The sequence below is a fragment of the Streptomyces sp. S063 genome, from assembly GCF_002832675.1.
GTDB classification, from domain to species: Bacteria; Actinomycetota; Actinomycetes; order Streptomycetales; family Streptomycetaceae; genus Streptomyces; species Streptomyces sindenensis.
In genome coordinates this window covers 7,561,238-7,585,891 of record NZ_CP021707.1, presented here as the reverse complement: position 1 = coordinate 7,585,891, position 24,654 = coordinate 7,561,238, and the positions used below count along the sequence as shown (strand labels likewise).

At 67.1% G+C, this 24,654-nt stretch carries 22 protein-coding genes and 5 pseudogenes; 13 read left to right on the top strand and 14 right to left on the bottom strand.

Annotated elements, in window-relative coordinates:
- Window positions 1-1,187 precede the first annotated feature (1,187 nt).
- Entirely contained in the window at window positions 1,188-1,460 is a 273-nt protein-coding gene (locus tag CCZ36_RS37105) for a NucA/NucB deoxyribonuclease domain-containing protein (RefSeq protein WP_128819887.1), read from the top strand.
- Window positions 1,461-1,503: 43 nt separating this feature from the next.
- Here CCZ36_RS37105 and CCZ36_RS34455 read toward each other — a convergent pair whose 3' ends face one another.
- On the bottom strand, window positions 1,504-1,974 hold the full coding sequence (locus CCZ36_RS34455; protein ID WP_128819364.1) for a hypothetical protein: 471 nt from the start codon (window positions 1,972-1,974) through the stop codon (window positions 1,504-1,506).
- A gap of 188 nt (window positions 1,975-2,162) precedes the next feature.
- On the opposite strand from CCZ36_RS34455, the pseudogene CCZ36_RS36255 reads away from it, so the two are divergent.
- Window positions 2,163-2,348, top strand: a pseudogene (locus CCZ36_RS36255) (hypothetical protein); the annotation flags it as partial.
- Between the two features lie 463 nt (window positions 2,349-2,811).
- A complete protein-coding gene (locus CCZ36_RS36250) occupies window positions 2,812-3,306 on the top strand; it encodes a hypothetical protein (protein WP_237302808.1) in 495 nt (164 codons plus the stop codon).
- 248 nt (window positions 3,307-3,554) lie between these two features.
- Here the strand turns inward: CCZ36_RS36250 and CCZ36_RS34440 are convergent, their stop codons facing one another.
- Both CCZ36_RS34440 and CCZ36_RS34425 read right to left on the bottom strand, forming a co-directional pair.
- Window positions 3,555-3,755, bottom strand: a complete 201-nt coding sequence (locus CCZ36_RS34440; protein ID WP_128819363.1) for a hypothetical protein — start codon at window positions 3,753-3,755, stop codon at window positions 3,555-3,557.
- Between the two features lie 699 nt (window positions 3,756-4,454).
- Window positions 4,455-5,659, bottom strand: a protein-coding gene (locus CCZ36_RS34425; RefSeq protein ID WP_128819361.1) for an IS3 family transposase whose coding sequence is annotated in 2 segments (ribosomal slippage) — window positions 4,455-5,368 and window positions 5,368-5,659 — 1,206 coding nt in all. Because the reading frame shifts where the segments join, the coding sequence is not laid out codon by codon here.
- A 63-nt stretch (window positions 5,660-5,722) separates the two neighbouring features.
- Here CCZ36_RS34425 and CCZ36_RS34420 point away from each other — a divergent pair.
- Window positions 5,723-6,046 (top strand): annotated as a pseudogene (locus tag CCZ36_RS34420) (ATP-binding protein); the annotation flags it as partial.
- A 9-nt stretch (window positions 6,047-6,055) separates the two neighbouring features.
- On the opposite strand, the gene CCZ36_RS34415 reads toward CCZ36_RS34420, so the two are convergent.
- Both CCZ36_RS34415 and CCZ36_RS34410 read right to left on the bottom strand, forming a co-directional pair.
- Window positions 6,056-6,460 (bottom strand): hypothetical protein, encoded by a 405-nt coding sequence (locus CCZ36_RS34415; RefSeq protein ID WP_237302807.1) that lies wholly within the window; start codon window positions 6,458-6,460, stop codon window positions 6,056-6,058.
- A 97-nt stretch (window positions 6,461-6,557) separates the two neighbouring features.
- Window positions 6,558-6,821 (bottom strand): annotated as a pseudogene (locus CCZ36_RS34410) (IS110 family transposase); the annotation flags it as partial.
- Window positions 6,822-7,380: 559 nt separating this feature from the next.
- Between CCZ36_RS34410 and CCZ36_RS36245 the strand changes: the two are divergent.
- Together CCZ36_RS36245 and CCZ36_RS36240 are read left to right on the top strand one after the other, a co-directional pair.
- Window positions 7,381-8,409, top strand: coding sequence for a polymorphic toxin-type HINT domain-containing protein (locus CCZ36_RS36245; RefSeq protein ID WP_237302806.1), 1,029 nt, complete (start codon window positions 7,381-7,383; stop codon window positions 8,407-8,409).
- 1,116 nt (window positions 8,410-9,525) lie between these two features.
- Complete coding sequence (locus CCZ36_RS36240) at window positions 9,526-9,972, top strand: helicase associated domain-containing protein (RefSeq protein ID WP_237302805.1); 447 nt, start codon at window positions 9,526-9,528, stop codon at window positions 9,970-9,972.
- Window positions 9,973-9,994: 22 nt separating this feature from the next.
- Here the strand turns inward: CCZ36_RS36240 and CCZ36_RS34390 are convergent.
- The 3 genes and pseudogenes from CCZ36_RS34390 to CCZ36_RS34380 form a co-directional block, all read right to left on the bottom strand.
- Window positions 9,995-10,866: pseudogene (locus CCZ36_RS34390) on the bottom strand (IS5 family transposase).
- 859 nt (window positions 10,867-11,725) lie between these two features.
- Complete coding sequence (locus CCZ36_RS36490) at window positions 11,726-11,857, bottom strand: hypothetical protein (protein ID WP_257791381.1); 132 nt, start codon at window positions 11,855-11,857, stop codon at window positions 11,726-11,728.
- A 376-nt stretch (window positions 11,858-12,233) separates the two neighbouring features.
- Window positions 12,234-12,908, bottom strand: a complete 675-nt coding sequence (locus CCZ36_RS34380) for an HNH endonuclease family protein (protein WP_206515791.1) — start codon at window positions 12,906-12,908, stop codon at window positions 12,234-12,236.
- Between the two features lie 536 nt (window positions 12,909-13,444).
- On the opposite strand from CCZ36_RS34380, the pseudogene CCZ36_RS36745 reads away from it, so the two are divergent.
- The 7 genes and pseudogenes from CCZ36_RS36745 to CCZ36_RS35000 form a co-directional block, all read left to right on the top strand.
- A pseudogene (locus CCZ36_RS36745) lies at window positions 13,445-13,663 on the top strand (type II secretion system F family protein); the annotation flags it as partial.
- 638 nt (window positions 13,664-14,301) lie between these two features.
- Window positions 14,302-14,673 carry a peptidase inhibitor family I36 protein gene (locus tag CCZ36_RS34360; protein WP_128819355.1) on the top strand — a complete coding sequence of 124 codons (372 nt, stop codon included), beginning with the start codon at window positions 14,302-14,304 and terminating at the stop codon, window positions 14,671-14,673.
- A gap of 71 nt (window positions 14,674-14,744) precedes the next feature.
- Window positions 14,745-15,449, top strand: a complete 705-nt coding sequence (locus CCZ36_RS34355; RefSeq protein WP_128819354.1) for an ABC transporter ATP-binding protein — start codon at window positions 14,745-14,747, stop codon at window positions 15,447-15,449.
- A complete protein-coding gene (locus tag CCZ36_RS34350; RefSeq protein ID WP_128819353.1) occupies window positions 15,446-17,278 on the top strand; it encodes a hypothetical protein in 1,833 nt (610 codons plus the stop codon). The genes CCZ36_RS34355 and CCZ36_RS34350 overlap by 4 nt, the downstream gene beginning before the upstream one ends.
- Window positions 17,275-17,961 (top strand): FtsX-like permease family protein, encoded by a 687-nt coding sequence (locus CCZ36_RS34345; protein WP_128819352.1) that lies wholly within the window; start codon window positions 17,275-17,277, stop codon window positions 17,959-17,961. Before CCZ36_RS34350 ends, CCZ36_RS34345 begins: the two co-directional genes overlap by 4 nt.
- A gap of 613 nt (window positions 17,962-18,574) precedes the next feature.
- The gene (locus CCZ36_RS34340) at window positions 18,575-19,309 is read left to right on the top strand and encodes a dienelactone hydrolase family protein (RefSeq protein WP_128819351.1); all 735 of its coding nucleotides are present in this window, start codon (window positions 18,575-18,577) and stop codon (window positions 19,307-19,309) included.
- A gap of 420 nt (window positions 19,310-19,729) precedes the next feature.
- Complete coding sequence (locus tag CCZ36_RS35000; RefSeq protein WP_164873457.1) at window positions 19,730-19,891, top strand: hypothetical protein; 162 nt, start codon at window positions 19,730-19,732, stop codon at window positions 19,889-19,891.
- A 9-nt stretch (window positions 19,892-19,900) separates the two neighbouring features.
- On the opposite strand, the gene CCZ36_RS36740 is transcribed toward CCZ36_RS35000, so the two are convergent.
- The 6 genes from CCZ36_RS36740 to CCZ36_RS34315 form a co-directional block, all read right to left on the bottom strand.
- Window positions 19,901-20,185, bottom strand: a complete 285-nt coding sequence (locus CCZ36_RS36740) for a hypothetical protein (RefSeq protein WP_335755836.1) — start codon at window positions 20,183-20,185, stop codon at window positions 19,901-19,903.
- Window positions 20,182-20,541, bottom strand: a complete 360-nt coding sequence (locus CCZ36_RS34335) for a hypothetical protein (protein WP_335755835.1) — start codon at window positions 20,539-20,541, stop codon at window positions 20,182-20,184. The genes CCZ36_RS36740 and CCZ36_RS34335 overlap by 4 nt, the downstream gene beginning before the upstream one ends.
- A gap of 221 nt (window positions 20,542-20,762) precedes the next feature.
- Entirely contained in the window at window positions 20,763-21,137 is a 375-nt protein-coding gene (locus CCZ36_RS34330; protein ID WP_128819350.1) for a DUF6193 family natural product biosynthesis protein, read from the bottom strand.
- A gap of 309 nt (window positions 21,138-21,446) precedes the next feature.
- On the bottom strand, window positions 21,447-22,214 hold the full coding sequence (locus tag CCZ36_RS34325) for a DUF6193 family natural product biosynthesis protein (RefSeq protein ID WP_128819349.1): 768 nt from the start codon (window positions 22,212-22,214) through the stop codon (window positions 21,447-21,449).
- A 78-nt stretch (window positions 22,215-22,292) separates the two neighbouring features.
- Window positions 22,293-23,498 carry an IS110 family transposase gene (locus tag CCZ36_RS34320; RefSeq protein WP_128819348.1) on the bottom strand — a complete coding sequence of 402 codons (1,206 nt, stop codon included), beginning with the start codon at window positions 23,496-23,498 and terminating at the stop codon, window positions 22,293-22,295.
- Between the two features lie 392 nt (window positions 23,499-23,890).
- The gene (locus CCZ36_RS34315; RefSeq protein ID WP_128819347.1) at window positions 23,891-24,349 is read right to left on the bottom strand and encodes a hypothetical protein; all 459 of its coding nucleotides are present in this window, start codon (window positions 24,347-24,349) and stop codon (window positions 23,891-23,893) included.
- Window positions 24,350-24,654: the final 305 nt, after the last annotated feature.

Here is a 24,654-nt window from a genome sequence, read left to right as displayed (position 1 = left end):
TTCCGATACCGGCGTACCTCAAGGAGGTTGTTCATGCCGAAGATGCTTCATTACCGCGTATGGCGCGGACGTGCTTGGATCGCGTTAGCGACCGCGGCCATACTGTCCGTCGGCTTGCCGTCCGCAGCAGCCGACACGGGCAGTTCCGAGGTGGTCTCCTCCACACTTCCCGCAGGTATACCGATCCCGTCGCTCAGTTCGTTGCAGGCTCAGCAGGGCAGCAAGGGGAAGTCCGTGATGCCGGCCCGGGAGACTGCGGCGGGCAAGCTGCCGCGTGAGGCCATCGCCCCCGCCCGTTCCGGCCTTCCGAAGGCGTCCACGCCCTCGTTCCTTTCGGCCAAGATGGCTGGCAGAGTACCGTTCGCGGCAACCTATCCGGAACCGCCCCGGACGATGACTAAGGCCGAATGCAAGGCCGGACTTCAGGGCGGCAGACTTTTCGCGGTCAAGTCCCGGTACGCGATGTGCACGGGAACCCAGTTCGTACAGACCTGGATGCAGCGCGGTCGGCCTGTGGGTCAGAGCTCGTTCACGCTGTGGGTGATCGAAACGGTTCCGAAGAAGAACGACCGCACGATTCGAATCCAGTACCTCTTCACGGACTTCGTGAAGACCGGCACCACCCGGACGAGCGGCCTCAAGATCGACACGGACGGCGACGTGACCACATGGCCGAAGCAAGCAGCGAAGAAGTACGGCGGGCAGGTGCCGCCCACGCAGACCTTTGACGCGCTGAAGGCCAAGCCCGAGTACACCCACACGATGCTGATCGAGCCCGGGCAGGGCACCGGCACGGACGACGTGGTGCAGATGGCGTACGAGCCCTTCGTGAAGCTCACCTTCCCCTCGCCGTACACCTCGCCCAACACTGGTCGCGTCAGCGTTGGTTTCCTCGCGGGCCGCTGGGACACCGCCTCCTACCTCTTCAACAAGACCGGCGGCGGAAACCCCAAGAAGAAGGGCGGTGCGGCCCTGCCGCTTGTGGCGACCCTGCCCTACAGCTCCCAATCCGGGGCCTCCGAGCGAGCAGTGGCCCAGCACCTGCGGGACGCCCACACCAAGCCCGGCGACACCAAGCCCGTGAATGCCAGCAAGGCGGTACCCGGGTTCGACCTGAAGCACACGCTGCACCGGCTTCAGCACGACGGTGACCGCGTGAAGGCCAATCGCCGCGCGGCCATTGCCACCTGTGTCAAGTACTGGGGGCCGACTACGCCACAAGCGTTCCCGGAGTCTCGCGGGAATGCGACGAGTACCCCTTCGCCAGCACCTACGAAGGCGCAGCTCAAAGCAAGTACGACCAGACGAAGCCCAAGGACAACTTCTCCGCCAGGCCCCTGCCCAAAGCTGACAACGGCGCCGGCGGAAGCATCCTGAAAATATTCATGGACCGGAACCGCATCCTGGACGGGTTCAGCAGCGGGGATGACATCGACGCCTACGTCATCTCGATCTCCTGAGACACGCCCTGTGGGCAGAGCCCAACGTTCTGCCCACAGGCCCTCAGGTGCCGGCCGGCCAGAACTGCACCAGGTACCGCTCCACCCCGACGGGCACGTCTACCGCCGCAAGCCGGGCAGCCTCGGCCCGGCCCGAACAGACGGCGCGGACCTTCCACAGCGAGTTGGGCCGCCCGAGTTCCACACGGCCTTCGCCGACCCCGGACATCGTCTCGATCGAGAGGATTCCCGTGGTTGAAAAGATCTCTGCTTCGCCCTGAGCTTCCCAGCGGACGCCGCCTGGCACGGACGGTTCACTGCTCCAGACCTCGGCTGTCAGAGCTGCCTCGTGGGTATGCCCAGCGCTTTCGAAATCGAGCCGCTTGTCGTAAACGGTCAGGAAGCCTGCCCCCGGCGCTTCTGCCCGCTCCTCGGGGAAGGGGGCGGAGACCTCCATGTCGTCCTCTTCCTGCAGGGCGAACGCATGGAACTCCACGGACACCCGAACTTCCTCGCGCGCCACCAGTTCGGCCACAGAGAACTCCCGTATCTCCCGCTACCGCCGCAAGCACCCTACCTTGGTGGCCGCCAGCACATCGTGGAATACCGACCGCCGACTCACGATCAGCGCTGACCGATCAGACTGGCTTGCTGCACGGCTCACAGGCACCGCAACCGCAGCGGCGGCCGATCCCTATCCTCGCAGCCAGCCCCACTTGGCGGACAAAGACGTTCACGGGCCCCAGGCTCTGCGCGGCGATGGTCGACCGGCTTACGTTCAACGACACCATCATTGAGACCGGCACCGAATCGAACGCCTCGAAGCCGTGCAGCAGAAACCGGAACGCGATCTCGCTGCACACCTTTCCGCACAGCGCGTCAGCGCGTCGCGTGCTTCCGACAGGGTGACTCCGACCGCGTCCTGCCGGGGGGTGCCGAAGCACTCCCTCGCCCTCCACCTGCCGGACAGGGACTGGGTGGACCGCACGATCCGCGAGTACGGCGAGGACCGCCCCTACGTCGAGGCGAAGGTCTACGCCCGCTTCCCCAAGGGCGGCGGCGGCAAGGTCATTCCGGTCACCTGGGTCGAGGACGCCCAGCAGAACGAGGACCCCACCGGCCCCGGATGGGTCCGCCTCGGCGTCGACGTCGCAGCCGACGGCGGCGACGAGTTCACGATCTACCGGACCGTCGGAGACGCGATTGAACACCGCAACCACTCCAGCGGCGCCGCCAACGACAACCAGGTGCGGGTCGCGAAGGAGATCCTCGAAGAGATCCAGCCGCCGAGCGCCTGGCCCAGGCCCTCGGCTCCACCGCCAAGGTCCACGTCAAGATCGACAAGAACGGCTTGGGTCACGGAGCCGTCGGCATGCTCGAAGTCTGGGGCGAGAACGGCAAGCACAGCAGCGAGATCATCGGCGTCATGGTCTCCGAGTCCCCCGACCGCGACGACCCCGGCGCCCCCATGCGCCCCTGGCGGAAGCGCGACGAGATGTGGCTCGCCACCCGCGCGCTCCTGCAGCCCGACCCCTCCACCGGCTCAGGCCGCCTCCGCCTGCGCGTCGACCGCGAAGCCGGCATCCAGCTCACCACACCCAACCTCGGGAACAACGCCGGCGGCCACTCCGTCGTCGAGTCCAAGAAGGCAATGAAGGCCCGCGGCATGAATAGCCCGGACCGCACCGAGGCTGTTCTCCTCGCCGTCTACGAGCCGAACGTCCGCCGGCCGCGGCCTCATCGTCTGACAGCCGTCAGAGCCCTGTATACCGAGGCCGTCGCCTGGCAGGAGCAAGTTCAGCACGGGCACCGACCGCGCGATCCCACCGCTCCCCCGCACCGCTGGTGCAGACCAGGACCTCCGTGAGCAGTGCAGTTGTCGATGAGTCAAACGCGAACGTGCCCCGGGCAGTTCTCAGCCTCCGGCAGGAATCGGGGCCGAGGCTCGGTTCTCTTGCGATCTGCGCGTCGGGCACCGGGGTAGAGGGGATGCGCGGTGCACGCGATTCCGACTCGCCCTGGGAGTACCAGCGGGAGGATCAGGTTGATGTGGGGGAATCGACGCAGGGGGCGACGCACGAGGTGTACGTCGATCTGAGTTTTACGACACCCGGGCTACGGACGTGCACCGAATGTCGGACCGCTCCCCTCGAACCGAGCCTTCTCCTCCCCCTCGATCTGCCGACGCATCAACTCGACCTGCGTCTCAGCCGACCGCGCAGCGGCCTTCGCTGTCCGCGCCTGTGAGCCGGCGTAGACCATGCCCACCACGCTCACGAACACCGCGGTGATGGCCGTAATCAGTTCTCCGTCCACCAATCCCCCTCTGTGTGCACCGCACCTCATGGCGGCGCATGCCCGCACGGTATCTCGGCCCGAGACATAACCGGCGCCCAGCGGGCACCGTGTACCTCTCGCCGACACCCTGGTCGGCGCGTACCGAAGGAGGGCCCCTTGCAGAAGGCCAACGGCCTCACCGTCTCCGTCTACCGTGCGGGAGGCGACCCGGACAAGCCGTACCTCACCGCCACGCTCCAGCTCAGAGAGCGTTTGAGATCTGCCGTAGCCTGCAGGCAGTGGAGCGTGAGGAGGGGAAATGGGTTACTGGCGTGGGCCTTGCTCTCAGCGGGGGCTTCGTGAGTAGGCGTCGCTATGTGGCCAGAGGCGTGCCTGGCGGGTAACGCATCTGGGACAACCGAGGGCGCCGGTGGTGGGGCGACCTATACGAGCTCTGCCCCGACGACCTCACTGCTGAACTGAACGGCGAGGCCAATCCGGCGAGGCTTACCGCTCTCCTCAAGCGATACAGAGCCCAGAAGCGGTAGGGCTGGCGTCATGACAAGAGGCAAAGGGGTCGTGGGCCCGGTCGCTGAGCGGGCCGGCCTCGGGTGAGTCGACGGACTATGACGCCGATCATCGCCCAGCGGATCATGCTCTCGGAGTGGGCCGGGCTGGTCTCGTAGTCGCGGGCGAGGCGCCGGTGGGCGGGCCTTGACCCCGAATCCTGAACACGGGTTATGCGGCTTGTGCCAGCGTAGTTGGTGTGCGGTGGAGGGCGTTCTCGAAGGCGATCGGTGATCGTTGTCCGAGGTGGGAGTGTCGGCGGCGGGTGTTGTAGCGGTGGAGCCATCGGAAGGCGTCGAGTCGGGCCTCGCGCTCGTCAGGCCCCCCTTTCCGGCCTTGGAGTGTCTCGCGTTTGAAGGTCGCGTTGAAGGACTCGGCGAGTGCGTTGTCCGCGCTGGACCCGACCGCGCTCATGCTGCGCCGAACCCCTGCTGACCTGCAGGCTTCGGCGAAGGCCCTGCTCGTGTACTGGGCTCCGTGGTCGGTGTGCATGATCGATCCGGCGAGGCTGCCGCGGGTGCGGATCGCCGCGGCCAGGGCATCGGTCACCAGGTCCGCACGCATGTGGTCAGCGATCGCCCAGCCGGCCAGACGGCGCGAGGCGAGGTCGATGACGGTCGCCAGATAGCAGAACTTCCCGCCCTCGATAGGCAGGTAAGTGATGTCGCCGACGTACTTCGTGTTCGGCTCGCCCGCCGTGAAGTCGCGGCCGATCAGGTCCGGAGCCTTGGCCCCGGCCGGATCGGGGACGGTGGTGCGGTGCCGGCGGCGCAACCGGACCCCTTCGATCCCGGACGCCCGCATGATCCGGGCGACACGCTTGTGATTGACCGTCTCACCGCTCGTCTCGCGGAGTTCGGCGGTGATCCTCGGAGCCCCGTAGGTGCCATCCGATTCCTGGTGCACCGCCCGTATCCGGGCGGCCAGCCTCGCGTCGGCCGCCTGCCGGGCAGCCCGGTCCGCGGCTGTCCGCCGCCAGTAGTAGAAGCTCGAGCGGCTGACGCCGAGGATGCTGCAGAGCCGCTTCACGCCATAACGGCGCTGGAGGTCGGCGACACACTGGAAGCGGTTCACCAGCGCGTCTCCCCGGCGAAATACTTCGCCGCTTTGCGCAGGATCTCGCGTTCCTCCTCCAGCTCGCGGATCTTCTTCCGCAGGGCGGCGTTCTCCGCCTCCAGCGGAGCCGGCGGCTGGGACGGTTCCTGCGTCCGGCGTCCCCGGGGACGGCTCACCCCGGCTGCCCTCACCCAGTTCCGCAGGGTCTCCGGGTTGATCCCCAGATCGGCGGCGACCGACCTGATCGTCGCTTCGGGCCGCGACTCGTACAGCGCAACCGCGTCCGCCTTGAACTCCGGCGGGTAGTTCTTCATGACCACGAGATGTCCGTTCTCAGATCCTCAGGATCCAGTGTCTCGTGTGTCCAACATCAGGGGTCAAGGCCCGCCGGACGTCTGACCAGCAAACTGGGCTCCTACCTGCGGCCGAGCGTTCTCGTGGTCGATGAAGTCGGATACCAGCCCCTCGAACGCGCCGAGGCGAACCTGGTCTTCCAGGTCATCTCCAAGCGCTACGAAAAGGGCTCAATCATCCTGACCTCGAACAAGACCTTCAGCGAATGGGGCCAGGTCTTCGGCGACGAAGTCCTCGCCACCGCCATCCTCGACCGCCTCCTGCACCACTGCGAAGTCGTCGCCATCAACGGCCCCAGTTACCGGCTGAAGAACCGCCTCAAGGCCATCGAGCGCGAGACGGAAGTCGCCTGATCCGGGAGTTCAATCCTGGCCCAGCTCCTCGCCCGGCGGGATGAAGGCGTCGGCACTGTCGGCATCGTCAACATGCCCGTGAGCGTCCATCGTGATGGCCGTTGCCCGGCCCTGCGAGGTAATCAGCCACGCGAGTACCTGTTCTGTGAGCGGGGTGTTCCCCGGGCCCTCGTCTTTCCAGTGGGCCCGCCACCCGCCACCAGGAACTGCGGCTACGACCTGGTCGGCCCTCTCAAGGTGGGAGAAGTCCTCGTAGTCCGTGACGGGACGCATGGCGCCTCGCTTCGGGTCGACTACAAGCGCCGTTCCAGTTGCCGGGTCCCATGCCTCTACCCGCACCATGCGGCCGATCTCGGTCTCGGTGCCATTGAAGATCGCGGTCCAGCCGGTCTGATTGAAGTAACGAAGGTCCACCGCCCCATCCTCTCGCATGGCGATGAGCGCAGGGGGCGGCTACTTGCTCTGCACGTTCATCCGTACGCACCTCTGCACATAGGCAAGTACGCCGACACTCGTCCTCGCCGTCGATCGCCCGCAGCGTGTGGGGCATCGCGCGGGCGGTGTCGGCGATGATGAACGCGTGCTTCGCGTCCGTCTTCGCCTCGCCGGGGTAGAGGTCGGCGATCCGCCGCATCGTCAGGCCGGGCAGGTAGGCGACGGGACAGCCCATGTCGCGGGCGACCGCCAGTGGCAGGGCGCCGATCGAGGCCGGCTGGTCGACCACGACGAGCACTGTTCCGTGCTTGGCCTGGAGTTTCGCGAACAGCTCGCGGAGGTCAACGCCTCACACGTCGAGCAGATCCAGAGCATCATCGCGATCGCCAGCGCGACCGCCGCCCGCGCTTACCAGTCCGCCCATGACGCGGCCGAGTCCGCCGAAAAGGCCCAGGGCCACGCAGACCTCGCTGCAGGCCACGCCAAGAAGGCCACCGAATACGCAACTGAGGCCGAAGGCCACGCCGATAGAGCGAAATAGGCCGCTGACAAGGCAAGTAGCTCGGCTCGCTCCGCGAGCGCTTCAGCAGCTGCTGCCAAAACCCGAGGCCAGCTATCGCGCCGCCCAAGGGTATGCTGCGAGCGCCTTCCAGGCAGCGGAGCAGAGTCGGCAGTCCGCCCTCAATGCTGGCCAGAGCGCCACCGACGCCTATGCAAAATACCGGTCCACGGTTGACCGCTACCAGACAGAGCGCTATAAGGCGGAGCAGAAGGCCCTTCAGAGTCAAAGTCGGACAGAGCACAAGGCCACGCTCCATCAGGACGCCGACGCGGGCGGATCTTCTGTAGCTCTTGCCCTGCTCCAAGGACTCATCGGCGGCGACGGTATTCCCCCCGGCATGAGCCTCAAGGACTTCATTCACCTCAGGTTGGACATTATTGGTCTCTTTCCGGGAATCGGGGAGCCTTTCGACGCCGCAAACTGCATTGCCTACGGAGTGGAATCCGGGCTCAATAAGTTCGGCATCGGCGATAAAGACGCGTGGAAGGATGCTCTCCTCTCCTGTGGATCCATGCTCCCGATTGCAGGCTGGGCTGCGGCTCCGATGAAGGGGCTGCGATGGTCGGAGAAGTATGGCGGAGCAGTTGGCAAGGTCTTCGAGTCGATCAATAACCTCTTCAAGCGGAACCCCTGCAGCCCGAAGCACAGCTTCCCTGCGGGCACGCCCGTGCTGATGGCTGACGGAACTCGTCTGCCTATTGAGCAGGTGAGGAGGGGGGACGTCGTCTATTCCACCGATCCACTCTCGGGCGATTCGGGTCCCCGTCGAGTTGTTGCCACGATCTACACGCCGGATGATCGAGAGTTTACAGGTATCACTCTCGACGGTGCCCAGGAGGCGGGGGAGCTAACTGCCACCGACAACCACCCCTTCTGGAACGTTACAGCGCAAAGTTGGACCAACGCGGGACAGCTCAGATCGGGCGACTACCTGCGCGCGCCAGACGGCACCCCTGTAAAGATCACTCAGATTCGTCGCTGGGAAGAACTCCAACCGGCATACAATCTGACAGTCGCTGACCTGCACACGTACTACGTGCTCGCGCGATCCACACCAGTCCTCGTTCACAATTCCGGAGGGTGCGGGTGGGCGACTCGGCACGAAACCGCTGGTGATGTCGCTCAGAAGTACACTCCCGGACAGTCGACTCGGGATCCTGCATCACAGTGGTATCACGAGGAATTGAGTGACCAAGACCTTCTGGACACAATCAACAAGGCCGCAGAAGGGGACGGCATAGCTGTCTCTCGCGGAGGCACCATCCTTGGGGGACATCATCGCTGGGATGAACTCCAGAAGAGAATCAAAAGTGGGCGTATCAGTCCGAATACGCCAATCCGAATCGACGTCTTGGGTGAGGACTAATCTCCATGTCTCTGATGCGTACGACTGACCCCGACTTCCGCATCTGCCAGATCAGCTTCGATGCACTGCTTGAAATCCAGCTAGAGGCGGAAGAGCGAGGGTTGGCCACTCGCTGGACCTCGACAGATGCACTCAGAAGCCAGGTGAAGCCAGGTAGCGTACTTCTGCAGTCGTTCATGCGTGAAGAGAGGGCCGGAGTTGTGCGTGCTTACCGGTGCCTCCTCCTGTTCTCAACCGTGGATGACGGGGATGCTGGTGGAGTTGCGACGATCGATCTTGTTCCGGCGAGATACAAATCGCTAGAGCGAATTGACCAAGATTCACTTGTCCGGAAGGCTCTGGCCCGCGTCTTCTCACTCGCAATGGGTGGGATTTCCATGATTTCGAAAAGGTAGCCTCCTTCCTCTTCCAGATAAATGAAATAGAGATCCACGGGAGTGAGCGCCGCGCCCCGGACGAGAGCTCCGGGGCGCGGGGATGCTCGGTCAGACCCGCTGCTGGGCGGCCGCTTCGGCCCGGAGTTCAGCGAGGGCTTGGCGGCTCACCTCCGCTCGCGCGGAGAGCACTCGGCCCAGGCGCGGCGGGCCTTCTCGGCGGCCGGCTCACCTCCGCTCGCGCGGAGAGCACGCCACGCTCGTCAGAGTGTCGGGGTAGTTCTTCGGCTCACCTCCGCTCGCGCGGAGAGCACAAATCAGCAGGTGAGGCGTTTTTGATCACGACCGGTTCGGTCATGATCAAAAACGGGAGAAGTGCCGGGCCGCCTCCTTGCCCTCCTCATCGAGGACCGCGCCCTCGGTCAGCCCGACCGAGGCGAGGCCGCTGCCCATTCACAGCAGCGCGGCGCCGCCCTCCTCCCGGAGCCGGTACTCCAGCGCCCGGTCGGGCTGCTCCTGGACGACGTCCTCGGACATCACGACCGAGCACCCGGCCTGCTCCCGCAGCACCGCACAAGCGGGGACACAGGAACAGAACACGGTCTGGGACGGGGTAGCGCTGGGGCAGTGGGTCAGCAACCTGCGCCGCCCCGGCGGGCTCGGCACCGACCCCGAACGCGCCGACGAACGGCGCCGCGCCCTGGAAGCGATCGACCCGGAGTGGAACCCCACGGGGTGGCCGGTGGACTGGCAGCGCCACTACGCCGCCGCCCGCGTCCTCCTGGCCGAAGAGCAGGGCCCGGCCGACGTCCTGCCCGGCGTCACCGTGAACGGGGTCGACGTCGGCACCTGGACCACCCGGCAGACCGACCCCGCCGTCTGGGACTCCCTCCTGCCCGAGCAGCGCGAACGCCTGGAGGCCCTCGGGCTCCAGCGCCGGACCGACACCGCTCCCGCCGCCACGACGGCGGCCGGGAAGGCCGGGGCGTTCGAGCGGGGTATTGCCGCGCTCACCCAGTACGCCGCGCGGGAGGGCCGGGTCGTCGTCCCCCGAGCCCACGTTGAAGAGACGCCTCACGGACCGGTTCGGCTAGGCACCTGGGTGAGCAACACCCGCAGCAGGCGCGCCAAGCTGAGCGCCGAGCGCGAGCAACTCGCCGCGCTCGGCGTCAACTGGGCCACGGCCTGAGAGGTCGTTTTCTCCCAGTGTTTTATCCCGGGATCTGCTGTTTGGTCTGTGGTGTCGGGTCGCGCCAGGAGATGGTGGCTTCGCCGGTGAGGCGGCGGGCCATGAGGTCGGTCATGGCGAGGTGGATCATGGCTTCGGAGCGTGTGGGCAGGGTCTCGTAGTCACGGGCCAGGCGGCGGTGGAGCATGAGCCAGCCGTAGGTCCGCTCGACCGCCCATCGCTTCGGAATGGGGGTGAAGCCCCTGGTTCCGGGGTGCGGGCGGTGATCTCCACGTCGATCCCGAGTGTGGCTGCGTGTTCCACGAGGTGCCGGCGGTAGCCGCCATCGACCCAGACCTTGCGGATGGCGGGGTGTTCGGCGGAGACCTGGTCGAGGAGTTGGGTGCCGGCGGCCACGGAGTCCTGCACGCTCGCCGCGGTGACCAGCACCGCGAGCAGGAGGCCGATGGTGTCGACGACGATGCTCCGCTTCCGTCCGACGATCTTCTTCCCGGCGTCGACGCCCTGGCCGGAGGCGGGGACGCTGGTGGAGGTCTTGACGCTCTGCGCGTCGATCACGCAGGCCGACGGTTCGGTGTCCCGTCCTTCCTTCTGCCGCAACAGTTGCCTGAGCAGGCCGTTGAGCTGGGCGAACACGCCTTCTTGCTGCCACTTCGCGAAGTATCCGTAGACCGTGTTCCAGGGCGGGAAGTCGTGCGGAAGGTAGCGCCACTGCACGCCGGTGCGGTCCACATACAAGATCGCGTCCATGATGTCGCGCAGGTCGTGCTCGGGTGGCCGGCCGAAGTCCAGGGCCCTGCCCCGGCGTTCGAACCGCCAGGCGGCAAGAACCGGCTCGATCAGCTCCCAGCGGGCATCGGACAGATCACTCGGGTACGGACGTCGCGTAGGCATGCTCCTGGCGTACCGCTCCGGACCGAGTGCGCCCAGGCGCACGGCAACAGCGACGGAAGCACACCGTCAAGGACTGGACATCCTGGGAAGAGACAGGAACGGACCGCCTCCCGCCCCTGCCGTCACCTCACCCGGCCAACAGACCGCAACCACACCAGCACCGCAGTTCCGCACTCCAAGAACCGGTGGATACACGGGCATCCAAGGTGAAAACGATCTGAGACCCCATCCATGACCCCATCGTCCCGCGCCCCCAGGCCCACCGCCCGGGGGCGCGGACCGAGCCACCCGCCGATCCCCCGGCCCGGACCCTCACCTACGACTCGGGGATACCGATGCACCCGACGGACGTCCTCGTGATCGCGTCGGCCCTCACCGCGGGCTACCTCACCGGCCGCCTGCAACCCTGGCGGCGGCTCGGGGACTGGGCCGTCGATCAAATCCGGCACACCGGGCCGTGGGTCAGGGGCGGGCGTCAGGCCGCCGTCGTCCTGGCCCACGTTCTCACCGCACCGCGCACCAGCCGGCGCACCCCCGCCCGAAATCTGCACCAATCAGGGGCCAGTACAAGCCAATTATCGAAAGGGGCATTTCTGGCATTGATCGATCGTGCGGTCTCTTGAGCTGGATAAATAACGCACAGTCACAGATGCTGACCGGGGGGCGACTTGATGCATCTCCTGGGTCCGCGCTCCCGGCCTGCTATCAAATACGTTCCGGGACATGACCGAATCATTGGACGCCTTCAGTGGTGCACTGACAGCACTCCTCCTCGTCGCCTTGTCTCATCCAGACCCCCGCATGCGAGCCACCGCTGAGCGACTGCTCCGGATTATCTTCCGAGCCGAATGAGCCGCGATCACAGTGGATATGTCCCGACCGGGTCGGGAGCGCCCACCCCGGTCTCGGCGAGGATCGCAACCACCTCGGCGCCAACGTCCTCGTCGAGCATGTCGGGTGATCTGTACTTGACCTTGGTCGCCGTGCTCACGGTTCCGGCGCGGGCGTACAGCTCCAGCGTGGTGCCCTTGGACTGCTCGCTCTCGGCGGCGGCGAGCCGGAACTGAAGTCAGGCAGGCGACTGCGCCAGTAACCCGCCTTCTTCTTCGTGGTGACGGTGCTGTCCTCGTCGCGGGCGTCGACCTCGGTCTCGGTGATCGCCTGGCCTCCGCCCTCCAGTCCGAAGGACTGGGCGGAGTAGCCGGCCGACTCGACGGCCTTACGGGGCAGGGGCTCGGCGGTGCGCTGGTGCTCGTCGACCCTGATGCGACGTGATCAAACAGCCTGGTACCGCCCGCACGACACCAGACGTGCCCGGCCGAAGAACCCCCGACCGGGCACGCGTCAGCCGACGCGCGGTCAGACGATCAGGCGGCCGGTGTGTAGCGGACGATGGTGTCCTCGCACGGCCCCTCGGAGTAGGCCTTCAGCGCTTCGAGTTCCCGGTCGTCTGCGGTGAGGTCCCAGCGGAGCTTGGTGGCCACCCACTCCCCCACGTACCGGCACTGCGCCTCCGGGGACGGCGGCATCCAGTCCGCCGGGTCCTGGTCGGACTTCTGCCGGTTGGTGCGGGCGGTTACCGCGACGAGGGAGACGTCCGCGCCCTGGTCGTTCGCGTACGCCTCCCGCCGCGCCGCCGACCACCCGGACGCCCCCGAGTCCCAAGCTTCCGCGAGCGGCACCATGTGGTCGATGTCCAGCGAGCCGGCGCTCGTGACCTCCTGGCCGTCGTAGTACGACACCCACGTGCCGCCGGTCAGCTTGCAGCCGGCCTCGACCGTCGGCGCCACGACCGCCTCGGCCAGCAGGACCTCGTTGCGGGTGTTGCAGCCGTCGGACTTGTCGACGCCGCTGTTCCAGTGCTTGAACTTGCTGCGGGTGTAGCCGGTGCGGTCCTCCTCGGTCACCTTCACCAGACCGACCGCGTCCGCCAGCGTCGTCACCTCCGCCACCGGGGCAGCCGCGTGCGCGGCAGGAGCGGAGAAAAGGGGAACAAGGGCAAGGGAGAGCGCACCGAAGCCGCGCACAAGGTTCTTGATCACCACGGCGTTCTACCGGCCGCACCCCGTCTCCGGTGAGGCCCTGCGCCTGGTGCTCACCCGCCTGGGGGAAGGACTTCACCGGAGAAACGCTCCGCCAGGCTCGCCGTCCCGACGAGGGCCGTGGGGCGGGCCCGGTGCCGGCGGCAGGGCAGCCACCGGCACCAGGGGCCCGAGCCGTACTCCAGGAGACCCGGGCCTGTCCCGCACACCCATACGGCGCGGTCTGCCCCAGACCCTATCCCCGCGTACGGTCGGGGCCGCCGGTCACAGGAACATGCCGTCAGCGGGATCCGCAGCCGCCGCCCTGCCCTCACCAGGAACATGGGCAGGAGAGAGGACACAGCCCAGCGGATCACTTGAGCGTGACGCATGCCTTCGTGGTCAGGCCCCGGAACTCGACGCAGGTGCGGGTGTTGCGCGGGTACTTCGGGCCGGTGTGCCCGTCCCTCCCCCAGGACGTCTCCACGTGACTGCCCACCCGGTTCGCGCGCTTCCAGCCCCCGCCCGTCTTCCAGGTCCCGCCGGGCTTCTTGACCGCGACGGGGGCTCCGGCGGCCGATCCCATCGCCAGGCTGGCCGCGTCGATACGCGCCGAGCGAGCCGCCGCCGCGGTGGCGCGGGCGCAACGGGCTGGAGTGTTGATCACCGCGCCGGTCGGCCTCTGCTTCCTCCCCGCCTTCCTGGCGGTCGGGGTGGCGCCGGTGATCATCGGCCTGGCCGGCGACCTGCTCGCGACCGGCGGTCCGGGCCGGTGAGGCTGTGCGCGGTCCGTGGCCGACGGTTGCCAACGGACGCCGTCGGGTTGCTCTGCCGGTCATTCACTTTCGCTGTCAATCGCGGGTGTTCCGTTCGGGCTCCCGGAAACGAAGTTCTGGGACCGCGCCGTCGGCGCTCTGCGCCGGGGGCGGCTGTTCGCGGGGGCGCCGGACCGGCGGGCGAGGTGGTCCGCGTGGTGGGCGGGTCGGCTCGGACGGTCCGATCGGGGGATGACCACCTCCGGTATCGCGGCACTCACTGTGTCCCACGCAGGTCGTGTTGCTTTACGGGAAGGCTGAGACTCGGGGCGGTGTCGCGTTACGACGAGCCATCGTGTTCCTTTACGAGCTTTCCGCTGTGATGGAGGTCACGGGGTGTGGGCTGCTGAAATCTGACTATACGTCGAGGTCTGCTGCCGAGGAGAGTCCGACGGTCCCGCACAATTCGTTCGAGCCAATCTCGATGCCACGGTGACCGGATAAGCGCCAGCTCTTCACTTCGTGATCAGTAGCCACGTAGGTTCTGCTCCGAACGACAACCGGCCGGGGGCGGTTGCTGTGGCATCCAAGCGCTTTGCCGCCTCCTTCCACGTTGTGCGCAGGACTTCCTGCACAGTCATCGAAGGAGTGATTACGCAATGCGCAAGAAGCTGACGTTCGGCCTGTTCGCCGCCGCCATGATCGTCGGAGGGGTCGGCACGGCAACCGCCGCCCCGGCGGGCTGCGAGTCGGGCTGGGTCTGCCTGTACCGGGACGACGATTACAGAGGCGGTCAGGTCAGCCTGACCAACAGCACCACCGCGATATCCCACCTGAGCTCGCGCGGCTTCAACGACAACGCCGACTCCTACTACAGCAACTACACCTACGATTCCGCCTGGTGGACGGACGCGAACTACGTGGGCCGGCGGGTGTGCATGCACAACAACACCAGCAACCGCAGCTTCAGCTTCCAGGACTCCGACGAAGCGAGCTCGACGAAGAAGTACACCAGCCGCACCGCGTGCTGACAGCAGGCGAGTGAGGTGACCCGTGGGGCGGCCGGTAACCGGCCGCCCCACTCGTGCGAGAGAGGATTCAGATGAGCGAGAACGCGGCGATCGTCGCCACGGGGGTCGGCAAGTCGTTCCCGATGGGAAGGCAGACCGTGACCGCGCTGCGCGATGTCTCGCTGTCCCTGCCCGCCGGGACGCTGACCGCGCTGACCGGCCCGAGTGGTTCCGGAAAGAGCACTCTGCTCCATCTGTTCGCGGGGCTGGAGCGAGTCGATTCCGGCACCCTGGGAGTATTGGGACACCAGGTCCACGCGTGCACTCCGACCGAGCTGGCCGCGCTGCGACTGGGCAAGATCGGCTTCGTCCACCAGGACTTCAGCCTCCTCGCCGACCTCACCCTGATCGAGAACGTCCGCCTGCCACTCGAAGCCACCGGCACCGCCCGCGGCGACGCGACCACGGCGGCACGCGAGGCGATGGCCCGCGTCGGCCTGGAGGGACTGGAACAACGCTTCCCCGCTGAGGTCTCGGGAGGCCAGCAGCAGCGCGCCGCGATCGCCCGCGCCATCGTGGGAAGCCGAACTCTCGTTCTGGCGGATGAACCCACGGGATCGCTTGATTCCAAGACAGGCGCGGAAATCATGGGTGTGCTCGCCCAGCTCCGTGACGAGGGCGTCACCGTCGTCCTCAGCACCCACAACCCCGCCAACCTCACTCACGCCGACCACATCGCCGTCCTCCACGACGGCACACTGCTCTCCTTCGACACCGCCGCGGGAGACATGGCGTGAACCCGAGATACGTGCATCTGATCGGCAGCCGCACCGTCGGCGGCCGCGGCGCCAGACGGCTCGGGCTCCTAGTACTGCTGGCTCTGCCCGTACTGCTCGCCACCCTCGCCGCCGGGCTGTTCGCCTCGGTCGCACCCTCGGCAGAACAGCGCGCGACCAACGTCATGGGCCGTGCCGACGGGTTCGTGACACAGTCCGATCCTGCCGACAGGGACAAGCTCGCGGAAGAGCTGCGGCAACGAGTGCCGGGGATCGCCGCACTCGCCATCGACGACACCGTCGAGTTCCCCGTGTGGACAGGAGAGCGCACGGTAGCCGTGCGCTACAACGACACCGACTGGTCCTCCCCGCTGATGCACGGCCGATACCGGCTGCTGGAGGGGCGGTTCCCCTCGGCCCATGGGGAGATCGCCGTCAGCCGGGCCTTGGCCGGCGCCTACGGCCTGCGGTTGGGCAGCAGTCTGCCCTACCGGTGGAAGCGCGACGCGCCGACCCGGGTCGTCGGCCTGGTCGAGAGTCCACAGGCCCATGCCGCCTACGACTACCTGGCCGCCCCCGGGCAACTGCGGGCCTGGCCCAGGACCGGCAGCGACACCACCAACGCCCTGCCCGCCGGCTACGGCCTCCTCCTCGCCGGTGACGCAGCGCAGATGGATACCGCGCAAAGCCTCATCGGCGAGAAGGGCATGCAGCTCGAAACCCGATCAGGTATCGCCGACTCCCGCACGATGATCGAGCGCGAACCCGCTCTGCTTCTCGCCCCCGGCATCACCGTCCTCGGAGTCATCGCCGCCGGCGCGTTCGCCCTGCGGATGCGCCGTACCCGTGCCGAGTTCGCCATCCTCGCCGGCCTCGGCGTTCCCGACCGTGACCTGCGCTACGCAGCTGTCTCCGGCGCCGTGTCGGCCGGCATGATCGCCGTTCCCACCGGCTGGCTCACCGGCAGCCTGCTCGCCCTCGCCGCCCGCCCCGTACTGCCGCGCTTCACCGACAAGGACACAGCCCCCTACGACCCGCTCCTGACCGGTGGCCTTGCCATGGTCCTGCTGTCCATCGCCGTGGCCGCCGCGGCGGCCGTCCTGACGTCACGCCATCCAGCCGGACTCCCCGCCCGCGAGCGAGCCCGCACCACCCCGAACGGCAGCAAGCGGGCACGCTTGTGGGCCCCGGCACTGTGCGGCCTCGCCGCCCTGGGTGTAGCCACCGCGGTAACCTTCCAAGACGATGAGGCGATCGCAGCCGTCGCAGCCGTCACGGCCATCGTGTCCCTCGCCGCAGCTGCCCTCACCCGCATCGCAGATGTGTTGCGCGGCCTGGCCCGCGTCGCCGACCTCAATCTCAGCGCCCGAATCGCCCTGCGCGCATTCGCCCGCGACCCGCGCCGGCCGGTGTCCGCGATCGTGGTCGGATCCGTCGCCCTCGCGCTCACAGTCGGCATCCTCGGAACTCTCTCCAGCGTCACCGCCCAGGGACGCGCCACCTATGTCGGCAGCCGCCATCTCAACCAAGTCGAAGCCCTGCTGTTCGCGGGCAGTAGCCCCAGCGCCGTCGAACAGGCCCTCGCCACCGCGTTCCCCGACGGAACCCCGATCGTCCGGGTGCCTACCCAGTCGACGAACGACTCCTCAAAGCCAGCACTACCCCCGCGCTCACACCACCATGGAGCGTCGCCTGGCAGGCAGGCGGAGAGTTCGCCAGCAGGACACAGACCATCGGAGTCGTCGACGACAAGCAGACGTTCAAAGCCCTCACCGGCCGGACGTGGTCGGCTCGGGAGGAAAAGGCACTTCGCGACGGCCGCATCCTGGTCCTGGCCCCCGAGTACATGAAGGGCGACCAGGTGACTCTCTCCAGGCCCAATGCCCTTCCCACCAGCGCCGATCAATCCGACACCCGCCGCGACGTCCAAGGCGCCATCCTCTCCGACCCTGTCGACGCCACCACCCTCACCCGCGCCGCCGCCTACGTCACCAGCAAGACCGCCCGGTCTCTCGGCGCTAGCATCGTCGACTACTCGATCATTGCCTCACCCGCCCAACTTCCACCCGATGTCGAGGAGCGGCTCGTCAAGGCCCTCGAACCGGTCGACGTCGTCCAATCGGACCTCCGCATCGAAACAGGCCCAGAAGTCACACCGCCCTCCCTCTGGTATCTCCTGCTCGGGCTCGCACTGGCCGCCGTGGTAACCGTCCTCGGCATGACCGTTACCGCCTCCGCCACGGAACTCCGCCCCGACCTCGTACGCTTGCACCGCATCGGCCTGTCCCCACGCACCCTGCGCCGGATCGTCGTCTGGCAGTCGCTCACGATCGCTTGCCTCGCGGCACTTCTCGGCATCACAGCAGGCTGGGGCCTGACCGCCGCACGAAACTGGCCTGCCGGTGTACCCGTGGTCATGGACTGGACAGCCGTATGCGCCGTTCTGGCACTGACGCTCGTTCTCGGTGCGGCCTACGGAGCACTCGCCGCACCACGACAGATCGGCAACACCCTGAATCGCACCGAAGTATGACCAATTCCTTCGCCGTGGGTGGCCGCCGGCAGCCTCCTGCCTCGCCGACTTCGTGCCTACCGTCGAGGCAGGTCCCGGCGGCCCAACACCACTGGCCCCTCCGGCCCTGCGTGAACTTGCCTGACTTGCCTTGAGACACGTTGGTGCACTGACCTGCTAGTTCAGTTGACAACACTAGATAGCCAGGTCAGAGCTCGGATGTCCGACCGAAGGGCGAGCACGTTGTAGGTTCCGCGTTTCGGTGTCCAATTCCGGACCGCAGTGTCTAGCAGATGCCCAATTGGACAAGCCGCGTGGAAGCGCCGGCGTCCTGTCGTACTGAAGCTGTCGGATTCTCACGGCGTCGCATGCGGCGCGTGTCGGTTCTCATCCAATCGAGACATCCGCTCGGGCTGGAGTGCTGGCGTCGGCTCGTAGCCGGTGGGCTACGCTGTGCGGCATGAATACCGGGACGGCCTTGCGCCACACACGGATCGGTGACCCGGTGCTCTTCTGAGCGCCGTACGGGCCGGTTTGGGCCCGCTGTTTGATCGAGGCTCTTGCGCTGCTGCGCGGGCTCCGCCTCTGTCGTGTTGATCACAGGCTCTGCACATCAACCACGACAGGAGTATTGATGCCCACCAAGACGCTGCGGATTCCCACCGCGGACGGCCAGGCCGACGCTTTCGCCGCCTTCCCCGACGGTGGTGAGCGGCACCCAGGGGTGCTGATGTACGCGGACGGCTTCGGCATCCGGCCCGTGCTGCGGGAGATGGCCCGCGAACTCGCCGGGCACGGCTACTACGTGCTCGTCCCCAACTCCTTCTACCGGCACGGCCCGGCACCGCTGGTCGAGCTTCCCGATTACATCGGAGAAGAGGTCCGGCCCGCGGTCTTCGCCCAGCTGATGCCCCTGATTGAGGCGCACACCGCCGAACGTGTCCTGAGCGACGCCGACGCCTACCTCAGGTTCCTCACCACTCAGCCCGAGGTTGGCGCGGGACCGGTTGCGGTGACCGGCTACTGCATAGGCGGCCTCTACGCGATGCACACCGCCGCGGCCCACCCTGACCAGGTGGCGGCCGTCGCCGCGTTCCACGGCCCCGTGGGTGCCGATGGGGCCAATCTCTTCTCCAAGCTCACCGCTCAGGTCCACCTCGGCCACGCCGAAGGTGACGTGACACCTGAGGCTCTCGGCGAGCTCAACCAGGCTCTGGATGCGGCAGGTGTCGGCTACACCTCCGAGATCTACCCCGGCACCATCCACGGCTTCACCATGTCCGACACCGACGCTTTTAGCGCCTCCGGGCTGGAGCGCCACTGGGATCGCCTGCTCCCCCTTCTAGACCGCACCCTGGCCAACAGCTGAGGCTCCAGCCCGGAAATCAAGCCTGAAGCGGCCGCGACCAGCAGACGGCATGGCGGGCCACACCGATGTCTCCAGGCCGTGGCCCGCCTCTATCTCGAATGAGACTTCCGTAAAAGCCAGGTCACTTGAGAACCCCGAGCCTCCGCGGTCGCGAACGACCTGGCATCCCAGCTCGTCAACGGCCCACCATCTGACAGCCTCAGTGCGACAGGACAGCCGGTCAGCACATTCACTCTTTCGGGTTACCTCGTAGTTGTCGTTGAGACAGCGGTCACGGCCTGGAGTCACCGTGGTCGTGGCGGTTGAAGGGCGGTACCAGGGGGCGAAGTGCTCGTGGCCGTGGGAAGTGTTGTTTCGTCAGCAACGTTACGCGCGAGGCGCGTAGACGGCAGCGCGTTCGCGGAGTGTGCCTTCAGCGAGGTGTCGCTGAGCGACCTCTTCGACGCGGCCCCCTGGCGCACGTTTCGCTGGCACTTGGGCCAGAAGCACTACTCGGGGTCCTTCTGGGCAGCGACGGAGCAGGCTCTGGTGATCTACGAATCCCGGCTGGAGCTGGCACTGCTGTTCGCGGATTTCGACTGACGCTGGTGATCACATCGGCAGAATGATCTCCTGACTGTCACCGCCCACGGGTTGAGTGGGAACCCAGATCCTTGCCATCGTCGCCTCCTGCTGCTGTTGCTTCAACACGTTCGTCATCATGTTTGCGGGCGGTGCGGACACCGGTGCCGAATCCGTCTCAACTGCACGACCGAAAGGGGCAGTGCCGTTGCGAGAGGCTGGCAGGCGGCGGACGTTCCCTGCGTTCTCAGCTTGCTCACGCAGACGTGTGATCTCGTCGTGCTGGGCGGCCAGCCGGGAGAGGGCCAGCGTCATGCGGCGAGCTCGGCCAGCTCCGCATCACGGCGGGCGACCCGGTCCTTCAGTTCGGCGACCTGCGTCTTGAGCCGTTCGATCTGGGCAACCCGCGGGTCGGCGACCTCACCGGCCTCCTGGAAAGCGCGGAGCCGTCGCTCGAACTCCTCGGCAAGGTGCTGGTAGGGGCCGGGCCGGGCGGATCCGTCGCGGTCCTTCTTCGGATAGAACGCGGTCCGGCTCACCCCGGCCTCGGCGGCGAGAGTCTTGAGGTCGCTCTTGCCGTCGGGCGGCAGGTCGCCCGCCAGCAGCCGGTCCATTGCGGCCCGGATCGCCGCCTCGTTGCGGCTCTTGGCGTCTTCGCTGATGCGGGGCATTTTCAGTCCTGGGTCCGTATCCGGTTCCTGCGGTGATGATCTCTTCCACGACCTGCTGGGCCCGCTCCACTTCCGGTCGCAGCCGGGCCTTTCCTGGCCCGGCGGGGGCAGCAGCGATCGGCCCGTACACCTCCCCCGCCGCCTCCGCGCATTGCCAGGAAGAATGGGAGGACCACGGCTGATGGTGAGCGCGTGCGACGAGGTCGCCGCCTGCTGGTGGTTCAGTCGATGGAGTTCTCCGGTGGCGGCCACGGTCCGTCGAAGGCGGGGCCACAGTCAGAGGGCAGGTGGGCCACTACCAACGCAGCCGCCTCCTGCGGTGTGAGTGACTCTCCCAGGACACGCTGCGGCACGCCCAGCGGCGCGTACACGATGCACGATTCCGCGTCACCCACGATGAACGGCAGGTCGTTGCTCCACGGGTCCTGCGTGTTCCGGTGGAAGGAGAGCGCTCCGTGACTCGGAAAGGGGAACAAGGCCCGCAACCGCGGTTCGGCGTAGGCGGCCTCTATGACCGCGGGCTCCCCCCGTCGCGCCCCGGGACGCCTCTCCAGTATCCCCCGCCAGGTCTTCTCGACCACCGTCTCCTCAGCCATCCCGCGATCATGACGTCCGCACCCGGCCAGGACAACTCGACACCTCGACGGCCGAACTCCGAGCCCGGCTCGCGGAGCTCTCCCGAGGGCCGGTCAGCCGAAGCGTCTCTCGTCGTGGGACATGAGGGCGAGCCACTCGGCTCCCTCTTCGATGTCTGAGATCGGTCAAGGTCCAGTGAGACGGGTGTGACTGATTCCCAATCGTCGTTGTCAAACGTGCGGACCGATCGGCCGGGAGATCCTCGATGACGTCCATTGAGTTTTGTCGCGCTCGGCTGCTCCATCAACTGTTGGCGACGGCTACGGAGCTCATGAACTGAGTTCACGCCGATCCTCGGCGCGAACTGCCCCGGACGTGACAGGCCCAAGGCCGGAGGGAAACTCGCGCACGGCTGCCGCCACTGCCTCCTGCGCCGTGGTGGCTTGTGCGATGAGGCCACTGCCTGTGAAACCCCTGCTGACCGTGTACCGGTCGGCCTTATGCGCGAGCAGGCACGGCCCGACGAGGGACAAGTACGGGCGGGTGGTGGTCGAGAAGCGCAGCGTCCAGTGGCTGGTGAAAGGGTAGAGGCTCCGCAGTGCCGGCTCGGCATACGCCGCCTCGATGAGCGCGTGATACTCGGGCCAATCCCGTTCGCTTGCCTCGGTGCGTAGGTGCTGCCACTCGGATGCGGTCAGGCGCACGGGGTCGTGGTCGGGAACGTCGAAGCGGCCGGTCAGGTGCACGAACGGCGCGGCCTGGCGAATGTCGCTCAAAGCCAGCCCGCCGTGCCACGCCTGCGCGGCCCTGGCGACCTCCGCCAGATCCTCCGTGTCACCTTCGATGAGTGCCATGCCCTGGGACGACTCTTCACCACGAATCGACCACCGTCGCTTGATCGCCCACGCGCTCACAAGCAGAGCCCTGCGATGCGGCAGCGTGCTCTCGACCGTCGCATAGCCCAACGGATCGGAAGTCGAGGCGGCCACGGGGACGGAGAAGCCGCCCTCTTCCGCCACAGCTTGGAGCGCCACGCCGAGGCTGCCTCGGGTCGCGATGTCGGGATAAAGAACGACTGGATCAGGATGCTTGGCCACAACCTCCGATTGTGCCGTAGCTGCAACGTGCTCGCGTACTGCCGCCCTCGTTCCGATCCCATTCCCCAGCCGGGACAGTCATGCGCCGACCGGTTCTGGAAGGGGTGGTTGAACTGTCCAGAGCCGTTGGTCGCGGATGAGGGCCCACAAAACATCAAGACGGCGGCGGGCGAGGGCGAGGATCGCCTGTTTGTGGCTCTTGCCCTCGGCTCGTTTGCGGTCGTAGAAGGCCTTCGAGGTGGGGCAGAAGCGGGCGGCGATCTGGGCGGAGAGGTAGAAGACGCGCAGGAGCCGGCGGTGGTAACGGTGTGGTCGGCGCATGTTGGCGCTGACGCGACCCGAGTCCCGTGGGACCGGAGCGAGGCCAGCGACCCCGGCAAGTCGCCCCGAGCTTCCGAAGGCATCCATGTCGCCGCCGGTGCAGGCGATGAACTCCGCCCCCAGCAACGGGCCCATGCCCGGCATGCTGAGGACCACTTCGGCATGGCGGTGCTCTCGGAAACGGACCGCGATCTGCGCGTCGATGCCAGCGATCTCTTCGTCCAGAGCGAGCACGGCCCTGGCCAGGGCGTGGACCACGGCAGCGGCAGTTCTCTCCCCGGCCACGGAGGTGTGCTGGGCCTGCGCCGCGGTGACGGCCGCATCGGCCATGCCTTGGGCGCCACGGACTTTGCGGTTCTTCAGCCAAGCCGCGAGTCGGCTCGTGCCGACCCGGCGCAGGCCGGCCGGTGTCTGGTAGCCGGTCAGGAGGACGAGTGCGGATTTGGAGGCGGCGTAGTCGAAGGCCCGTTCCAGAGCGGGGAAGTACTCCAGGAGCTGGGCTCGCATCCGGTTGATGGCGCGGGTGCGGTCGGCGGCGAGGTCATAGCGGCGGGCGGTGAGGATCTTCAAGTCCACGGCGATCTCGTCCCACTCCTGCAAGGGCTGCAGGTCCCGGCGCATCCGTGCCTGGTCGGCGATGACGTACGCGTCCTTCGCATCAGTCTTGCCGTCTCCGCGGTAACCACGGGAGGCGTGGTGGACTGTCCTGCCTGGAATGTAAAGCAGCCGCTGATCATGGCTGGTCAGGAGAGCGATCAACAGAGCCCCGCCGCCGGCGTTCAGGTCGACTGCCCAGGTCACCGGGCTGTCCTCCGCCAGGGCGAGGACGTCGCCTATCAGCTCCAACAGCTCGGGCTCGTTGTTGGGCACCCGGCGCGAGAGCACCTTCGTCCCCTCCGTGTCGATCACCGTGCAGTGATGCGCGGTCTTGCCGGCATCCGTCCCCGCCCAGAGCTCGGGCACCCGAGCCTCCCTCGTCGATCGGTTGACTGGTCCCTGCAGACGACCATGCCGACGTGTCCTTACGAAGCGATCTCTGTTCGCTTATCCCAATGAGTGGCCGTGTCGTCGCGGGGCACTGGGCGGCCAATCAGTCAAAGCCACAACCACGGCATGAGCGCTTCAAAGCCACACCCAGGCCCCTGGGTCTCCCGATCGTACGAAGGACCGGAATCAACCCGCCAACACGGTAAGGAGCGCTTCAAAGCCACACCCAGGCCCCTGGGTCTCCCGATCGTACGAAGGACCGGAATCAACCCGCCAACACGGTAAGGAGCGCTTCAGTTGGCCACTCTGAGCGTCACAGATGGCCGGGCGACGGGCGATTCAAGCAGTGGACCGAGGTCCGTGCTTCGTCACGCAGTGGACAGGCGCCACGCTCCGGCCGAGCGCACCTGGTAGTAACCGCGGCCCAGCCACTGGAACGTATGGTCCCCGGCGCGGACCTCAACCACCGTCACCCAGTAGGCGAGGCGGTCGTCCAGCATCTCCAGCTGGATCGGGCCCGGCCCCGCGTAGTGCAGGACGCCCGGGCCCGGCTCCCCTCGGTAGTGCACGACATCCGATCCGGTCCCATTGGTCTCGTCGTGGAAGCGCGGGACTTCTCGCAGTGGCGCCGCGGTCGCCGTCCATGCCTCCTGTTCACCAGCGGCAAGCACGCGGAAGGCGACTGACTTTGTCCCGTCCGGCAGCGGAATGCGGGCGGTGATGGGGGTGCCGTCGCCGGACAGCAGGTACTGGCGTGAGGAACGTATCTTTCTGCCGCTCTCGAAGCGTAGGCGGACCTGTGCCTTGCCTCCGGTCGAGAAGACCATTACGGCGGGGCGGTATGACGGCATGCTCAGCTGATGGGTCTGCTCGCTGCCTCCCTTCCCGCTGACCTGCTGGGGGACACCCGTCGGCGTCGTCGGGCGGTGCTCGGCCCGCGCGGCTGGGTCTGGACTCTGCAGCCCGGGACCGGCTGTCGCGGAGTGCCCGGGCTCGCGTTCTCAGTCAGGTGGACCGCGTCCGCTGCACATACGGCGATGTTGCGGGCGGTACCCCCGTGAGGCGCCCAGCTGACCAGCCGGGCGGCCCGGCCGTGCCGGGCGTCGAAAAAGCACAGCGGCATGCGCTCCGG

Coding starts and splice junctions, on each gene's coding strand:
- CCZ36_RS36250 (WP_237302808.1), top strand. CDS start 2,812: ATGCTCGAAGTCTGGGGCGAGAACGGCAAGCACAGCAGCGAGATCATC.
- CCZ36_RS36245 (WP_237302806.1), top strand. CDS start 7,381: ATGAGCCTCAAGGACTTCATTCACCTCAGGTTGGACATTATTGGTCTC.
- CCZ36_RS34360 (WP_128819355.1), top strand. CDS start 14,302: ATGCGCAAGAAGCTGACGTTCGGCCTGTTCGCCGCCGCCATGATCGTC.
- CCZ36_RS34355 (WP_128819354.1), top strand. CDS start 14,745: ATGAGCGAGAACGCGGCGATCGTCGCCACGGGGGTCGGCAAGTCGTTC.
- CCZ36_RS34345 (WP_128819352.1), top strand. CDS start 17,275: ATGAAGGGCGACCAGGTGACTCTCTCCAGGCCCAATGCCCTTCCCACC.
- CCZ36_RS34340 (WP_128819351.1), top strand. CDS start 18,575: ATGCCCACCAAGACGCTGCGGATTCCCACCGCGGACGGCCAGGCCGAC.
- CCZ36_RS36740 (WP_335755836.1), bottom strand. CDS start 20,185: ATGACGCTGGCCCTCTCCCGGCTGGCCGCCCAGCACGACGAGATCACA.
- CCZ36_RS34335 (WP_335755835.1), bottom strand. CDS start 20,541: ATGCCCCGCATCAGCGAAGACGCCAAGAGCCGCAACGAGGCGGCGATC.
- CCZ36_RS34330 (WP_128819350.1), bottom strand. CDS start 21,137: ATGGCTGAGGAGACGGTGGTCGAGAAGACCTGGCGGGGGATACTGGAG.
- CCZ36_RS34315 (WP_128819347.1), bottom strand. CDS start 24,349: ATGGTCTTCTCGACCGGAGGCAAGGCACAGGTCCGCCTACGCTTCGAG.